The 14,046-nt window shown below is 62.5% G+C and carries 16 protein-coding genes; 9 read left to right on the top strand and 7 right to left on the bottom strand.

The genetic code is table 11. The features are described from left to right. The first annotated feature begins 31 nt into the window (after positions 1-31). The 4 genes from flgK to ASR47_RS04015 are packed head-to-tail and all read left to right on the top strand — an operon-like array spanning position 32 to position 4,488. Positions 32-1,396 carry a flagellar hook-associated protein FlgK gene (gene flgK, locus ASR47_RS04030; RefSeq protein ID WP_065306475.1) on the top strand — a complete coding sequence of 455 codons (1,365 nt, stop codon included), beginning with the start codon at positions 32-34 and terminating at the stop codon, positions 1,394-1,396. Between the two features lie 9 nt (positions 1,397-1,405). After that, positions 1,406-2,317 carry a flagellar hook-associated protein FlgL gene (gene flgL / locus ASR47_RS04025; protein WP_065306474.1) on the top strand — a complete coding sequence of 304 codons (912 nt, stop codon included), beginning with the start codon at positions 1,406-1,408 and terminating at the stop codon, positions 2,315-2,317. Positions 2,318-2,321: 4 nt separating this feature from the next. Beyond that, complete coding sequence (locus ASR47_RS04020) at positions 2,322-3,362, top strand: hypothetical protein (protein WP_065306473.1); 1,041 nt, start codon at positions 2,322-2,324, stop codon at positions 3,360-3,362. Between the two features lie 34 nt (positions 3,363-3,396). Continuing rightward, a complete protein-coding gene (locus ASR47_RS04015) occupies positions 3,397-4,488 on the top strand; it encodes a glycosyltransferase family 9 protein (protein WP_065306472.1) in 1,092 nt (363 codons plus the stop codon). 35 nt (positions 4,489-4,523) lie between these two features. Here the strand turns inward: ASR47_RS04015 and ASR47_RS04010 are convergent, their stop codons facing one another. Beyond that, positions 4,524-4,982, bottom strand: a complete 459-nt coding sequence (locus ASR47_RS04010) for a hypothetical protein (protein WP_065306471.1) — start codon at positions 4,980-4,982, stop codon at positions 4,524-4,526. A gap of 164 nt (positions 4,983-5,146) precedes the next feature. Here ASR47_RS04010 and ASR47_RS04005 point away from each other — a divergent pair, with 164 nt between their 5' ends. Continuing rightward, positions 5,147-5,614 (top strand): PACE efflux transporter, encoded by a 468-nt coding sequence (locus ASR47_RS04005; RefSeq protein ID WP_065306470.1) that lies wholly within the window; start codon positions 5,147-5,149, stop codon positions 5,612-5,614. Here ASR47_RS04005 and ASR47_RS04000 read toward each other — a convergent pair. Beyond that, complete coding sequence (locus tag ASR47_RS04000; protein ID WP_065306469.1) at positions 5,590-6,471, bottom strand: LysR family transcriptional regulator; 882 nt, start codon at positions 6,469-6,471, stop codon at positions 5,590-5,592. The genes ASR47_RS04005 and ASR47_RS04000 overlap by 25 nt on opposite strands. Before the next feature lie 78 nt (positions 6,472-6,549). Here ASR47_RS04000 and ASR47_RS03995 point away from each other — a divergent pair, with 78 nt between their 5' ends. Beyond that, positions 6,550-6,747 (top strand): DUF3460 family protein, encoded by a 198-nt coding sequence (locus ASR47_RS03995; RefSeq protein ID WP_065306468.1) that lies wholly within the window; start codon positions 6,550-6,552, stop codon positions 6,745-6,747. A gap of 3 nt (positions 6,748-6,750) precedes the next feature. Here the strand turns inward: ASR47_RS03995 and ASR47_RS03990 are convergent, their stop codons facing one another. Both ASR47_RS03990 and ASR47_RS03985 read right to left on the bottom strand, forming a co-directional pair. Continuing rightward, positions 6,751-7,467, bottom strand: coding sequence for a YcbK family protein (locus ASR47_RS03990; RefSeq protein ID WP_065306467.1), 717 nt, complete (start codon positions 7,465-7,467; stop codon positions 6,751-6,753). 146 nt (positions 7,468-7,613) lie between these two features. Then, positions 7,614-8,450, bottom strand: coding sequence for an EAL domain-containing protein (locus tag ASR47_RS03985; RefSeq protein WP_065306466.1), 837 nt, complete (start codon positions 8,448-8,450; stop codon positions 7,614-7,616). A gap of 233 nt (positions 8,451-8,683) precedes the next feature. On the opposite strand from ASR47_RS03985, the gene ASR47_RS03980 reads away from it, so the two are divergent. After that, positions 8,684-9,493, top strand: coding sequence for a class II glutamine amidotransferase (locus ASR47_RS03980; RefSeq protein ID WP_082988731.1), 810 nt, complete (start codon positions 8,684-8,686; stop codon positions 9,491-9,493). A 29-nt stretch (positions 9,494-9,522) separates the two neighbouring features. Here ASR47_RS03980 and ASR47_RS03975 read toward each other — a convergent pair whose 3' ends face one another. Then, on the bottom strand, positions 9,523-10,047 hold the full coding sequence (locus tag ASR47_RS03975; RefSeq protein ID WP_245714252.1) for a GNAT family N-acetyltransferase: 525 nt from the start codon (positions 10,045-10,047) through the stop codon (positions 9,523-9,525). Positions 10,048-10,433: 386 nt separating this feature from the next. Between ASR47_RS03975 and ASR47_RS03970 the strand changes: the two genes are divergently transcribed. Together ASR47_RS03970 and ASR47_RS03965 are read left to right on the top strand one after the other, a co-directional pair. After that, complete coding sequence (locus ASR47_RS03970; RefSeq protein WP_065306528.1) at positions 10,434-11,411, top strand: sulfate ABC transporter substrate-binding protein; 978 nt, start codon at positions 10,434-10,436, stop codon at positions 11,409-11,411. 156 nt (positions 11,412-11,567) lie between these two features. Continuing rightward, positions 11,568-11,786 carry a TOBE domain-containing protein gene (locus tag ASR47_RS03965; protein ID WP_065306463.1) on the top strand — a complete coding sequence of 73 codons (219 nt, stop codon included), beginning with the start codon at positions 11,568-11,570 and terminating at the stop codon, positions 11,784-11,786. A gap of 35 nt (positions 11,787-11,821) precedes the next feature. On the opposite strand, the gene ASR47_RS03960 is transcribed toward ASR47_RS03965, so the two are convergent. After that, the gene (locus tag ASR47_RS03960; RefSeq protein ID WP_065306462.1) at positions 11,822-12,571 is read right to left on the bottom strand and encodes a LytR/AlgR family response regulator transcription factor; all 750 of its coding nucleotides are present in this window, start codon (positions 12,569-12,571) and stop codon (positions 11,822-11,824) included. Next, a complete protein-coding gene (locus ASR47_RS03955) occupies positions 12,568-13,827 on the bottom strand; it encodes a sensor histidine kinase (protein WP_065306461.1) in 1,260 nt (419 codons plus the stop codon). The genes ASR47_RS03960 and ASR47_RS03955 overlap by 4 nt, the downstream gene beginning before the upstream one ends. Positions 13,828-14,046 lie beyond the last annotated feature (219 nt).

Here is a 14,046-nt window from a genome sequence, read left to right as displayed (position 1 = left end):
GCGCTAGCGCCCCCTCTCACGAAAGAATGCCATGAGCATGATCAGCAATGCCCTGTCGGGCAGCATCGCCGCACAAGCCGCGCTCGGTGCGGCGAGCCAGAATATCGCCAACCTGCAAACCCCGGGCTATACCCGCCAGGGCGTCCTGTTGACATCGCTGTCTTCCGGTGCTGGCGTGCGTTCGGCCGGCAATGGCGTGGAGGTCGGTGCGCTGATGCGTTTCAGCGACGCCTATAAAAGCCAGCAGATGTGGCGCGCAGCGTCGGACCAGGGTTTCCGTTCGCAGGCCCAGCCTTACCTGACCCAGCTCGAACGCGTGATGGGCGATGAAAAGTCGAGCATCAGCAACGGCATCGACGGCTTTTTCACGGCCTTGAACGCGGCCGCGGTCGACCCCACCTCGACCCCGCTGCGCCAGCAGATCATCACTTCGGCCGACGCCATGGCCCAGCATTTCAACAGCATCGACAATGTCATGCGCAACCAGACGCTGTCGCTGCACCAGCAGCGTGCGGCGATGATGCCACAAGCTAATACCGCGCTGCAAAACATCGCCTCGCTGAACCAGCGCATCTCTACCTCGAACGCGGCCGGCACCAACGTCTCGGCGCTGATCGACGCACGCGACCAGCTGGTCGACGGCCTGGCGGCGCAGATGGGCGTCGAAGTCAGTTCCCAGCCGGATGGCTCGCTCAGTATTTCCCTGAAAAGCGGCCAGCCGCTGGTGATCGGCAATATGTCGGCCACCCTGGAGAGTAGTGAAAACGCCGTTGGCGACCAGAGCATCAGCTTGAAATTTGCCAATTCGACGTTCAAGATCGACAACGTCGCCATCGGCGGGCAGATCGGCGGCCTGGGCGAATTCGAACAGAACACCTTGCGACCGCTGCAGCAGTCGCTGCGCGACTTGGGCAAGAGCCTGACCGACAAGATCAACAAGCAGCTGAACCTGGGCCAGACCATGGCCGGCGCGAGCGGACCGGATCTGTTCGAATATAATGACGGCGTCATGTCGATCAACAAGAATTTGACGACGGCCAACCTGGCGCTGGCCAGCGCCGGTGGCGCCGCCGGCGACAGCAAGAACCTGCAAAGCCTGATCGATATCAAGAACCAGCCGGTCACCGTGGCCTGGCTGGGCCAGGTGCTGATGAGCGACGCCGATACGCAACTGGTGGGCAAGCTGGGCATCGCCAGCCAGCAGAACCAGGCCTTGCTGAAAACCGCCGATACGGTGCGCGGTCAGGCGGTCAACGACTGGAACGCGACGAGCGCCGTGAACAAGGACGAGGAAGCGATGAACCTGGTGGAATTCCAGAATATGTACCAGGCGAACATGAAAGTCATTTCCGTCGCCAATACGCTGTTTGACGCCACTTTGGCAATGATGGGTTAAGGAGCAGTCATGCGTGTAGCGAGCAACCAGTATCAGTCGCTGATCAATGTATCGATCCAGCAAAACCAGGAACGCATCAATTACCTGACGCAGCAGATGTCGTCGGGCTTGCGCATCCAGTTGCCATCGGACGATCCGATCGGCAATGTACGCATCTCGCGCCTGACGCGCGAACAGGCGATGGTGACGCAGTACAAGGATAATATTTCCGCAGTGCAGACGCGCTTGCTGAAAAATGAAAATTACCTGTCCAGCATGGTCTCCGACATCGGCCAGGCGCGCGATCTGCTGGTGTGGGCCGCCGATGGCAGCAATGCGCCGTCGGACCTGAAGGCGATGACCGAATCGCTGCGCGCCATGCGCGACAGCGTGTTGTACACCTCCAACCTGAAGGACCAGGAAGGCCGCTACATGTTTTCCGGTACCGCCACCGACAAGCCGGCGATCGCCTACGACGCCAGCGCGGCGGTCGGTTCACGCTACAGCTATGCGGGCAATACCGAAACGCAGACGGTGGTGGTGGGCAATGGCATCACGCAGGCGGCAAACGTCGACGTGAAGAACCTGGAAAACTGGCTCAACAAGATCGACCAGACCATCGAGACCCTGAGCGCCCCCGGCCTCAATCCGGCCGACCCGGCGGTACGCGCGTCGGTCACGAACGCGCTCGACGGCACCGACGAGGGCATGGAGTTATTGTCTGGTAAAATTGCCATCTTTGGTGGTGCGCAGAATATCCTGTCGACCCTGAACAACAACCTGGATAATGTGTCGCTGTCGAACAATAATGCCCTGCTGGAATTGAAAAAGGCCGACATCGGCGCGGCGGCCATCGACCTGACCGGCTACCAGACCGCACTCGAAGCGACCTACAAGGCCTACGGCAAAGTGGGCGCGCTCTCCCTGTTCGACATCCTCTGATCCCATGCAAATCGCCCAGCTCCCCAATTCTTCCGGTGTCTCCGGCAAAGGCAGCGGCACGGCGCGCGGCGTCGATGGCGCCTCGGGCAGCGTTGACGGCGCCAGCGCGCGCGCCGACGGCGCTTCGCCGAGAGGCTCGGCGGCGCCGCTGCAGCGCGGACTGAGCAACTGGGATCACCATTTGCAGGGCGAGATCTCGAACGCCCAGCAAACCCTCGATTATCTGGAACGCAGCAGCAGCCAGCTGCAGGCGCTGAAAAGCGAGCTGGCCGCCAAGCTGGCCGCGCGCGCCGGCCGCGATGGCCAGGTCGAAGCACGGGTGCGCCAGTTCAGCGGCACCTGGCGCGACCGCACCAGCGCCTCGGGCGGTTCGCTCGACGCCCAGCTCGGCTACAGCAGCCCGCAGTCGGCACAGCAAAGCTTCACCATCCGCGGCCTGACCATGGCCAGCCTGCAGGAAGGTTCGCAGGAGGTGCTGTCGTTTTCCGTGAGCGGCGCGAACCAGACCTTGCGTTCCGTGAATATCGAACCGGGCCTGTCCGACGAAGAAATCATTGCCCGCTTCGACCGCGCCCTGATGCCGTCGAATATCCGCGTGCGCCAGGGCGAGCAAGGCCAGCTCGTGTTCAGCACGCCCGAGTCATCATGGGCCAATGTGCGCGACAGCCTGGCGGTACGTGGCAGCGGCATCCGCTTCCCCACCGGCCAGATGAACCGCGTCAAGACCGATCCTGAACCGGCCGCCATCGTTCCGGAACAATGGGATACCGGCGACACCGAAGCGCTGCGCGCCACCTTGCACGAAGTGGTGCAGGCGCTGGCGCATATTCAGCAGTCGCGCGCGTCGGTCAGCCTGGCGCTGGCACAGGCCACCGCCAGGGTCGAGAGTGCCCAGGCCAAGCCGGTCGAGGCCGGCATGGAAACGGTGGCGCAAAGCTTCACGGACAAGGCCAGCAAGCCCGGCTATGAATCGCTGCTGGCCATCAGTTCGGCCCTGGTCGGCATCAGCCGCGAACGCGTGGTGGCGCTGCTGGGCATGCGCTAGTGCGCGCCCTGCCCGTCATCCCTGCCTGGAATTCATGTTGATAAAGACCATCGCTCGCCTGATCAGCTACGCCCTGCTGGGGAAATCCGACAAGCAAGCGCTCGATATCGCCAGCGTGCGCAAGGTGTTGATCTTGCGCAACGACAAGATCGGCGACATGATCGTCACCACCGCGCTGCTGCGCGAACTGAAAAAAAACTACCCGCACTGGCAGATCGATGTGGCCGCCAGCAGCGCCAACCGCAGCATCATCGCCGACAATCCCCACGTCAGCGATATCATCGTCTGGGACAAGCAGCCGCTGCTGCGCGACTTGCGCACCACCATCGCGGAGCTGCGCCGTCGCCGCTACGACGTCATCTTCAATCCCTACAACCGTTTTTCGATTCCGCTGCTGCTGCGCATCAAATGGCTGGGGGCGCGCTACCTGACGGGGTTTGCGATTCCGAAGTACGGCACCTCGACGGCAAAGCTGGGCATGTTCGACCATACGGTGCCTTGCGACCGCAACGCCCATATCCTCGAGAGTTTTTTCGCCGCCTTCCAGCAATTCAACCTGCGCGACATCGACATGCGCTACGAACTGTTCGGCGTGGACGCGCACGCCGCGGCCATCGACGCGGCCTGCGACGCCCTGCTGGACACGCATGATGGCCTGTTCTGCCTCAATTTCCAGGGCAGCAATGCGCAGCGCACCGTCAGCGTGGCCGACGCGCAGCGCTGCTGCGCCGTCCTCGCCGCGCGCTATCCGCGCCACGCCCTGCTGGTGATCGCCGCACCGGGCAGCGAAGCGCGCGTGGCCGAAATCGTCGACGGCGCCGGCCATGCCAACGTCATGCGCTCGCCACCGACCGGCCATATCCTGCAACTGGCGGCGCTGATACGGCGCTGCGAACTGGTGCTCTCGCCCGATACCTCGGTGATCCATCTCGCCTCGGCTTACGACAAAAAAATCGTCGGCTACTATATCCGCACCGATAATTACCGCTGGTTTTACCCGGCCAGCCGCCACTACCGCGTGATCCTGGCGCCCGGCCTGACGCTGGCCAGCGTCAGTGCCGAAGAGACCCTGGCGGCCGTCGAAGCGCTGCTGCCCGAGCCAGCGCCATTGCGGGTTGCCGGCTGAACAGTGCCTCCAGGCAGCGGCACGGCCACCAGCCGCTAAAAGCCCCTGCCGCGCCGGCGCAAGCCAAAATCATGTCCGACCACCAGCAAGGTGCTGGCCACCAGGCTCGACAAGCCCACGATCAATTGGATCAATTTATCGTCGGGCAGAACCCACAATGACGAGTCCGGCGCTTCGCAGCCGGTGGCCGCGCTGATCAGGGGTGCGATCCAGGCCGCATCAGGCGTGACGTCGAGCACGACGGCGCCGTCGGCGCTGGTCTGCATGTAGATGTCGCCGCCTTCGGCCAGGGTGAAGCAGATGCCCACGCCGGTTTCCTGGGCGCCGATATTGTCCTGCATGCTGCGGTTGTGCTCTTCGATCCACACTTCCACGTCATACGGCGTTTCCAGATGCTCCCACGGACGGGGCCGGAAACGGGGACGCGCCAGGATCTCGTCGCTGGCCGTGCTGTCGGAACTGTTCTCTGCTGCCTTGTCTGCTGCGCCTTGCATGTGTGCCTTCTTCGCGGTGATGCGGCGGAACCGTTTGTCCGCCAGCCATCATTATCCTCTGTTCGCGCCAGCCAGAACAGCCGTCAGTAAAACTGACAGCTATCAACTTCAAAGATCAGCATGACTGACTTATCATGCCTGCCAGTTCATACGGAAGGCACTATATGCAAGGTATACAACGCAAGATCGTCTACGTCACCGCCTTTGAAATCATCGGCATGGCCATCTCCACCCTGTGGCTCACTTTATTGTCGGGCGAGTCGCCCACCAGCACCGGGCCGCTGGCCCTGATGATCACCAGCATCGCCGTGATCTGGAACCTGCTGTACAACACGGCGTTCGAATATTGGGAAATCCGGCAGGTGTCGCGCACGCGCACCGTCTGGCGCCGCATCGTCCACGCCATCGGCTTCCAGATCACCCTGGTGATCTACCTGATCCCGCTGATCGCCTGGTGGTTGAACATCAGCCTGTGGGAGGCCTTCGTGCTCGATTTCGCGCTGATGCTGATCATTCCCTGCTACAGCTTTGTCTTCAACTATATTTTCGACGGCCTGTTCGGCGTGCCGCTGTCGGCGCAGCAGCCACCGGAAGACTCCGGTACGATTCAGGGCGCTTCGGCCAGCAACTGAAGAAAAGCCCGCGCCGCCATGCCCGGCGGCCGGTCCTTCATCCACACCAGGTGGATCGGCAAGGCCAGGCCGTTGCCGGTGTTCTTGAAGGCCAGGCGGCGCACCCGGCCGGCAGCGAGCGACTCGGCGATCGCCGCTTGCGCAAAGTTGCCCCAGCCCAGGCCCGCCTCCACCATCGCCAGGGCCATCGGCAGGCTGTCGGTGCGCCAGTGCGCCAGGCCCACCACGGGGCGCGCATCGGCCAGCGCCAGCTCGCGGCTGGCAACGATGATCTGGCGCAGGTTGACCAGTTCCTCGATATACACCGCCCTGCCGGTCTCGCCGGGCGGATGGCGCGTCGAGATAATCGCCAGCAAGGCGTCGCTGCCCACCAGCTGGAACTGTTCCTCGTGATTGATGCGACCGCCACCGAAGGCCATGCAGGCGCTGATGCGGCCGCGGTGCAGCAGGTCGAGCACGTCATCCTGCGGCGCGGTGAGCACTTCGATATCGAGCAAGGGATGGCGCTGCGACAGCGCCTGCACGGCGCGCAAAAACGGCGCGCGGTCAAGTTCGGCCGCGATGCCCAGCGAGATGCGGCTTTCCAGGCCCTGCGCCAGCTGCTGCACATGCAGGTGCAACTGCTTGAGCTGCTCGGCCACCAGGCGCGCATGCGGCAATAGCGCCATCGCGGCCGGGGTCGGCACGGCGTTGCGCGCACCGCGATCGAACAGACTGATACCCAGCTCCGCTTCCAGGTGGGCGATCGCCATGCTGACGGCCGACGGCGAGCGCCGCAGGGCGCGCGCGGCGCTGGAAAACGAGCCGCCATCGACGACGGCCAGGAACAGTTCGATATTGTGGCTGGACAGTTTCATCGGTAGCGGAATAAAACGGCTGGCACTTTTTCGTGCGCGGAGAATCAAACAGCGTAGTGTATCTGACGGGAGGCGAACATGCGATTCTGGCGACGCAAGAGCGGCTATGTCTCGGACTTTGGACGATTCATGGATGATTTTCTACAACGCCACCCCGAAGTGCGCGAGAACCGGCGCCGCGGCTGGCGCATCTACTGGGAGCGGCCAGCCGATTTCCGCGAGCTGGAGCGGACCATGGCCGACCGGGTGCCGGAGCCGCCGTATCACTATGAATAGCGCCTAACCCTTCCAGGTGCGCTGCAAACCGGTGTCGGCATGGATCCAGCCGCCGCGCGGGCCGGAACGGTAGTAAAAGCCCACGCCGCCCTGCTTGAAGCTGCGTACCAGCGAGCCCAGCACTTCGGAATTGAGGTTGGCGACGCGGATATCGGCGGCCTTGCCTGAAATATGCAGCGACTGGCGCGCGGCGGGAACGCCCGCTTCGCGCAGGCGGCTGTTCGACTCGGCCGTGCGGTAGCCGGACAGAATCTCCAGTGGCTGCTCGATGCCGTAGCGGGCGATGAAGGCTTGCGTGCCCCACAGGGTTTCGAACAGTTTGGGATCGATGGGGGCGGTTTTCTTGCCGTTGACGTCGCGCAGCAGATGGCACAGCTCCTGGTAGGCCGAATCGATGACTTCGCCGTCTTTCCAGTACAACAGCCTGGCTTTTTCGTTGCTGGCCGGACGGATCACTTCCAGGGTGCGCGGCTTGAGCCAGAATTCCAGGTCGAGGATCTGCGCATCGAAAATATCGGGTGGCGGCTCCATCTCGGTGATCGGCGCACCGCGCGGGGTGCTGATCGAACGGTCGATGCTGGCCAGTTGCTGCGGCTGCGGCGGCACGCCGGTCTTCGGCATGCGCGGCTTGGCGCCGGCCGAGGCCATTGCCGGCTTTTCCGTGCGCGAAGCGCAACCGATCAGCGGCGTGGCCACCAGGCCGATGGCCGCCAGACTCATGCCATGTTGTAGAAAATTCCTGCGCGTTGCCATAGTCAGTCCCCGATAAAACAATGGGGAATACTATAGCGTATTGTGCCCCGAAGAAAAACCCTCGGCGCTATCGTGCCGACCTCATTTTCCCCTATTTTCCATTCTGTAATGCTTCAGGCCGCCGTAGCGATACGTGGTGCGGCGACCCCAGCCGGCGCCAGCAGGCTCAAAGGTTTGTCAAGCAGATAACCCTGGACCACGATGGGCAGGCCGGTTGCGGCGGCGATGCGCTGCAGCGCCTGCAAGGCGGCCGGCGTATCGAGGCGCTTGAAGACGACGCGAATCTTTGCCGCATGGCACAGGGTGACGAAATGGGCGGCCGCATCTTCATCGCCGAGCTTGCCCGCATCGAGCTTGACGCTGTGCGGATGCAGGCGTTCCAGCAGGCCGATGGCTTCGTTGACGCTGCCGGCATGGATCGCCAGCCGAAAGCCGTTGCGGCGGTAATTGTCGGCCACATAGTTCAACAGCCAGCTCTGGTTGGCCGTCACGGCGGGCAGTTGCAGCACGATGCGCGCTATCGGCAGGCCCAGCGCGTCGAGGATGCGCTGGAAGGCGTGGCCGTGGTTGCTGCTCACCGCACTCAACAGGCGGTCGTGCACATTCAGATACAGGTCCGCCTGTTCCGCTTCGGGCTGGCGGAAAAAATTAATCGCATGCAGCATGCGGCACAGGCGGTCCAGCTCCACCGATTCATCGTCGCTGGCCGCATGGTCGAGCAAGCGCCACAGCGACAGGCCCTGGTCGGCCTTCGAGACGCTGCGCGCCAGCCCCTCGTAAGCGAGCACCTCGCCGCTACCGAGCTCGCGCAGCGGCTGGAAGGCGCTGGTCATGGTGCAATTGAAAAAGCGGCCCAGGGCGCGGCCCTCCTGGTCCCGCCAGACACTGGTGCCCGCCTGCGTCTGGTGCGACAAACGGGCCAGGTAATTGTTTAGGACGGGAAATGGCATGCTGACTCCTCGATGGGGCTGCGCCGGGGTTCGCTCATGGCTAGCTTGGCGCCAAAGCGTGCACAGTAATGCAGCGCGGCGCAAACGCGAACGAATGCTTTCGCCATTCGATATGCGCCCATCGAATAAGCGCGGCCATCATGCAAAGGCATATGCATATACGGAAAAAATCGTTTTCGCCAGGACCGGCTGGCCTTACTGTGGCCCTGTACCGATATCGCAGAAAGGCCTCTATGTGCCAGTTACTTGCCATGAACAGCAGCAAGCCCGCCGCCCTGGGGTTTTCCTTTGCCGGCTTTACGGAACGTGGCGGACGCACGGGCGAGCACCGCGACGGCTGGGGCATTGCCTTTCACTCCGGCGACGGCTGCACCTTGCTGACCGACCACCTGGCCGCCATCGATTCGCCGCTGGCGCGGCAGCTGCATGAAAAACCGGTGAAAGCCAAAAATATCGTCGCGCATATCCGCAAGGCCACGCATGGCCGCGTCGCGCCGGAAAACACGCATCCGTTTGCGCGCGAACTGTGGGGCAAGACCTGGTCGTTTGCCCACAATGGCGAACTCAAGCCGTGGCACACGCCTGCCGGTGCGCACTATGCCACTGCCGGCGACACCGACAGCGAGCAGGCCTTTTGCCATCTGCTGGGCGCGCTGCGCGCGCGCTTTCCCGATGGCGAGCCGGCGCACGAAGTGCTGCGCGCGGCCATCAGCGGCATCGCGCACGAGATCGCGGCCAACGGCAGCTTCAATTTCATTTTGTCGGATGGCGAGGTGCTGTACGCCCACTGCTCGACACATTTGCACTACGTGATACGCGAATATCCGTTTTCCGTGGCGCAACTGATCGACTGCGAACGCAGCATCGACTTTCGCCAGCACAACCATCTCGACGACCGCATCGCCGTCATCGCCACTCATCCGCTGACGCAAAACGAAGCGTGGACGGCGTTTGCGCCAGGCGAATTGAAAGTGTTTGCAGGCGGCGCGCTGCTGCAGGAAGCGGCGCCGAGGCGCGCCGTGTATATCCAGATCAGTTACTGAAGACTACAGCGGTGAGCTGGCGGGAAAACTCAGGCCGAATTGCAGTTGCAGAAACGCTTGCGCTTGGGATCGCCCTTGGGCTCGCCCGTCACCAGGCAGGCCGGATCGAGCGCCTTCCAGCAAAACACCGTTTCCACGCCATACGGCGAGCGCACATTGCCAGCCTCGGCATAGCCTTGCTTGAGAAAGAAAGCCTGGCCGCTGGCCGTGCTGTGCAATTGCATCGCCTTGATGCCCCATTGCTTCGCCTGCGTTTCCAGTTGTTCCACCAGCGCACTACCTGCGCCGCGCCGCTGCGCTTCCGGCAGCAGGTAGCACAGCGCCAGCTTGCCGGCGCGCGTCAGCAGCGCCACGCCGACCACCACGCCCGCATCGAGGGCGACCAGCGCAAAGTTGGTGGGCGAGGCAAACCAGCACGCCACCATCTGCGGTGTTTTATTGCCCAGCCAGGCTTCCAGGATGGCCGGATCGTGCCGGTGGTCGCTCGCGCAGCATTCGACGATGGAACGCCGCAATACGCTGCACGCGCCGACGGCGTCGGCCGCTGTTGCCATACGAATTTCAAGACTCATGGATACTCACAAATTATTACGGTTGCCGATACAGGCGGTATCACCCCTGCAGCGCGCGATTCCGACTATACACCAAGCGGCGCGATCCGTTTTTTTCGCACCGCGCCGCCAGGCGGTTTTACCTATGGCGCGCGATTGCAGGCTAAGCGCGCAAGCCGGCTTTGCCCACGAATGTTTTCAAAAAACCATATCTGTTTTTTGATGAAAAACCTGATTCCATCTAAGCATATTACGAAAAATTCGTTTCTATTTCGGCCAGAATTTTAGACTATGTCCGTCTGCAACCACAACACGAGAACAATATGTCCACACAAAACACCGCCTTGCCGCTTTCCCACCTGACGCGCCGCTGGTTCCTGGCCGGCGCCATGGCCGTTGGCGCCCTGGGTTTCGGTGTGCCGATGGCCGCCGGTGCCGCCGAGCCGGTGGTGTTGCTGAACGTGTCATACGACGTGATGCGCGAACTGTTCAAGGATGTCAATCCGGCCTTTATCGCCGACTGGCAAAAAAAGACCGGCGAGACCATCACCATCAAACAGTCGCACGGCGGTTCGAGCAAGCAGGCGCGCTCGGTGGCCGATGGCCTGGAAGCGTCGGTGGTCACCATGAACCAGGCCAATGACATCGACCTGCTGGCCGACCGCGGCCTGGTGGTGGCCGACTGGGCCAAGAAATTCCCGAACAACGCCGCGCCGTTCTATTCGACCATGGTGTACCTGGTGCGCAAGGGCAATCCGAAACAGATCAAGGACTGGGACGACCTGGCCAAGCCGGGCATCAAGGTGATCGTGCCCAATCCCAAGACCTCGGGCAACGGCCGCTACACCTATCTGGCGGCCTGGGGCTATGCCGTGAAAAAAGGCGGCACCGAAGCGCAGGCGCGCGACCTGGTGACGCGGCTGTTCAAGAACGTGCCGGTGCTCGACGGCGGCGGCCGCGGCGCCACCACCACCTTCACCCAGCGTGAAATCGGCGACGTGCTGGTGACGTTCGAAAACGAAGTGCAACTGGTGCGCAAGGAATTCGGCGACAACTTCGAAGTGGTCTACCCGAGCGTGTCGATCCTCGCCGAGTCGCCGGTAGCCGTGGTCGACAAGGTCGTCGACCGCCGCGGCATCCGCAAGCAAGCCACCGCCTACCTGCAATACCTGTACTCGGAACCGGGCCAGGAATGGGCCGCCAGGCACTTCCTGCGTCCGCGTTCGGCCACGGTCGCGAAGAAATACGCGGCCAGCTTCAAGCCGATCAGCCTGTTCACGGTCGACGAGATGTTCGGCGGCTGGAAACAGGCGCAAAAGAAACACTTTGATGATGGCGGCGAGTTCGACAAAATCTACCAGAAATAAACCCGCACGCCTTATGTGAAAAAAATCGTCTGACAGCAATGTTCAGGCGATTTTTTGCATATGGGTATGCGAATCGATTCGTTTGCAAACGGTCGTCAACGACGTAATCTGTCCCTGTCGCGCCAACCGGCGCCTCCACCAGCAAAAGGACAGACCATGGCTATCACGGAAATCAATGTACGCAACCAGTTTCGCGGCAAGATCAAGGAAATCATCGAAGGCTCCGTGGTCTCGGAAGTCGACGTGGAAACCCCGCACGGCATCGTCACCTCGGTGATCACCACACGCTCGATCAAGGACCTGGACCTGAAGGTCGGCAGCGAAGTGATCGCGCTGGTCAAGTCGACGGAAGTGTCGATTGCCAAGATTCAGTAAACACAAACCAACCGATCGTTGGCGTAGACAAGCTGCTAATCCCGGAACAGATAGGTGAACGTCCTGCTCACCGGCAGCTTTTCACTACTGCCCTTGACCAGCACCTGCATGCGCTCGGCGTCGATGCGTTCGGCCGCTTCGATGGCTTTGACGTTGACCATGGTGCCGCGGTGGATTTGCCAGAACTGGTCGGGGTCCAGGCCACCGAGCAGGTCTTTCAGCGGCGTGCGCACCAGCGCTTCCGAGCCGGCCAGCACCACGCGCGTGTATTTGGTGTCGGCCTGGAAGAACAGCACCTCGTCGATGTCGATCAGGCGGATCTGCTTGCCGACGCTGGCCCTGATCCATTTCATCTTTTCGCGCGGCGCCGCCGGCAGCGCGGCGCGCAGCGATTGCAGCAGTTGCGCCATGTCGGCCGGCTGGGCGCCGAGTTTTTCGCGCAAACGGGACAGTGCCCGCTGCAGGCGCTCGGTCTGCACGGGTTTGAGCAGGTAATCGACGGCGCCGGCGTCGAACGCGTCGACCGCATACTGGTCGTAGGCGGTGACGAACACCACATGGGCCCGCTTGCCGATGCGCTGGGCCACCTCCAGGCCCGACAGGCCAGGCATGCGGATATCGAGAAACACCACCTCGGGTTCGTGCTCCAGGAAGCCGTCCCAGGCGTCGTTGCCGTTTTCGGCCAGCAGCACGATGCGCGCTTCGGGCCAGGCCAGCGCGAGCATGGTTTGCAGGCGCTCGCGCATCAGCGGCTCGTCTTCGGCAATCAGGATGGTGGTGTTCATGCGGCGGATTCTGTCAGACTCGATGCAATAGTGATGGGCAATAAAATCTCGGCGATCACGCCGCCGTCCTCGCCGTCGCGCACGTCCAGGCTGGCGCACGGGTGGCACAGCTGCAGCCGGCTGCGCACGTTTTCCAGTCCCAGGCCACCTTCCGGCACCAGGCCGGTCTCGCCTTGCGGCAAGCCCATGCCCGTATCGCGCACGCGCAGGCGCAGCATGCCATCGACGTGCCGCGCCGACAGGATGACCTCGCCACCGCGCAGGGACGGCTCGATGCCGTGCTTGATGGCGTTCTCGGCCAGGGTCAGCAGGATCATGCTGGGGATCACCGCGTGCGCGCATTCGGCCGGCAGGTCGAGCGCGTAGCGCAGGCGCGCACCCATGCGCGCCTGCATCACGCGCAAATAGGCCGCCACCATCTCGAACTCGCTTTGCAACGGCACTTGCTCGCTGCGCATCTCGGCCAGGCTGGCGCGCAAAAAGGCGATCAGGTCGGCCGTCAGCGCCGCCGCCCTGGCCGCGCCTGGCGCGCCCTGCTCGGCCAGTTGCTGCACCGCGCCCAGGGTATTGAACAGGAAATGCGGCTCGATCTGCGCGCGCAGCAGGCGCAGCTGCGATTCGCTCAGTTCGCGCGCCAGGCGGTCGCGCTCGGCATCCTGCTGCAGCTGCCTGGTCAGCGCTTCGTACTGGCGGTTGCGCCAGCTGGTGACAATGGCCAGCGGCACCATGTAAAACACCACCGCCACCAGCAAGGCGACGCCGCCCACGCGCAGCAAACGTTCGAAGGCCATGCCCATGGAACCGGTATCGCTCAGGCCGGCCAGCAGCACGCCTGTGGCCACCCCGGCCGCGCACATCGACACAATCAGCAGCAGCTTCTTGAGCTTGTGGCGCACCGAGCTGCGGTAATTGAACCAGACGCCGATCATGCCCCACGCCAGCGCAAAGCCCATGCCGTTGCTGAAGGCCAGTGCCTTGAGCAGTTCCAATTTTTGCGGCAGCAGCAAATGCAGCGCGACGCCGATGGCGCTGAACAGCAGCATCAGCTTGAAGGCGGCGATATAAAACCCGGCGCCCCGGTACTTGAGCAGGAAGTCATGCAATTGCTGGCGCTCGATTGGCGTCAGGGTCGACAGATTGCGGGCAACCAAGCGGCGTACCCTGCCCTTCACCTGCGCCGCCATCTCCGGGTGTTTCAGCACCAGCAGCGATTCGTCGTCGATGCTGCGATACCAGTCCCTGTATTTATTCAACATGCCGCGTTCTCCGTGAGCCGTGATTCAAACATGAACGCAGTCTACGGCGAGGCCCGTTGCGGGCATGGCGCAAAGCGACGAACGACGAAGCCGCGGGCACCAACGACGAATTACTGATCAGATGGCGCCAAGAGTGCTGGAATAGTACGAAGTTTCTGAGATGAAATCAATATAGGGGTAAGAATTTTCACTCTGGCAATAGTCCTTCATTTATTTCAC

It is taken from the genome of Janthinobacterium psychrotolerans (assembly GCF_001677885.1).
GTDB classification, from domain to species: Bacteria; Pseudomonadota; Gammaproteobacteria; order Burkholderiales; family Burkholderiaceae_D; genus Janthinobacterium; species Janthinobacterium psychrotolerans.
This window is presented reverse-complemented; position numbering and strand designations above follow the sequence as displayed.

Excerpts from the sequence above, each read along its gene's own strand:
- ASR47_RS04015 (WP_065306472.1), top strand. The coding sequence starts at position 3,397 with ATGTTGATAAAGACCATCGCTCGCCTGATCAGCTACGCCCTGCTGGGG.
- ASR47_RS04000 (WP_065306469.1), bottom strand. The coding sequence starts at position 6,471 with ATGAAACTGTCCAGCCACAATATCGAACTGTTCCTGGCCGTCGTCGAT.
- ASR47_RS03980 (WP_082988731.1), top strand. The coding sequence starts at position 8,684 with ATGTGCCAGTTACTTGCCATGAACAGCAGCAAGCCCGCCGCCCTGGGG.
- ASR47_RS04010 (WP_065306471.1), bottom strand. The coding sequence starts at position 4,982 with ATGCAAGGCGCAGCAGACAAGGCAGCAGAGAACAGTTCCGACAGCACG.
- ASR47_RS03985 (WP_065306466.1), bottom strand. The coding sequence starts at position 8,450 with ATGCCATTTCCCGTCCTAAACAATTACCTGGCCCGTTTGTCGCACCAG.
- ASR47_RS03975 (WP_245714252.1), bottom strand. The coding sequence starts at position 10,047 with ATGGCAACAGCGGCCGACGCCGTCGGCGCGTGCAGCGTATTGCGGCGT.
- ASR47_RS03990 (WP_065306467.1), bottom strand. The coding sequence starts at position 7,467 with ATGAGTCTGGCGGCCATCGGCCTGGTGGCCACGCCGCTGATCGGTTGC.
- ASR47_RS03965 (WP_065306463.1), top strand. The coding sequence starts at position 11,568 with ATGGCTATCACGGAAATCAATGTACGCAACCAGTTTCGCGGCAAGATC.
- flgK (WP_065306475.1), top strand. The coding sequence starts at position 32 with ATGAGCATGATCAGCAATGCCCTGTCGGGCAGCATCGCCGCACAAGCC.
- ASR47_RS03970 (WP_065306528.1), top strand. The coding sequence starts at position 10,434 with ATGGCCGTTGGCGCCCTGGGTTTCGGTGTGCCGATGGCCGCCGGTGCC.
- ASR47_RS03960 (WP_065306462.1), bottom strand. The coding sequence starts at position 12,571 with ATGAACACCACCATCCTGATTGCCGAAGACGAGCCGCTGATGCGCGAG.
- flgL (WP_065306474.1), top strand. The coding sequence starts at position 1,406 with ATGCGTGTAGCGAGCAACCAGTATCAGTCGCTGATCAATGTATCGATC.
- ASR47_RS03995 (WP_065306468.1), top strand. The coding sequence starts at position 6,550 with ATGCGATTCTGGCGACGCAAGAGCGGCTATGTCTCGGACTTTGGACGA.
- ASR47_RS03955 (WP_065306461.1), bottom strand. The coding sequence starts at position 13,827 with ATGTTGAATAAATACAGGGACTGGTATCGCAGCATCGACGACGAATCG.
- ASR47_RS04020 (WP_065306473.1), top strand. The coding sequence starts at position 2,322 with ATGCAAATCGCCCAGCTCCCCAATTCTTCCGGTGTCTCCGGCAAAGGC.
- ASR47_RS04005 (WP_065306470.1), top strand. The coding sequence starts at position 5,147 with ATGCAAGGTATACAACGCAAGATCGTCTACGTCACCGCCTTTGAAATC.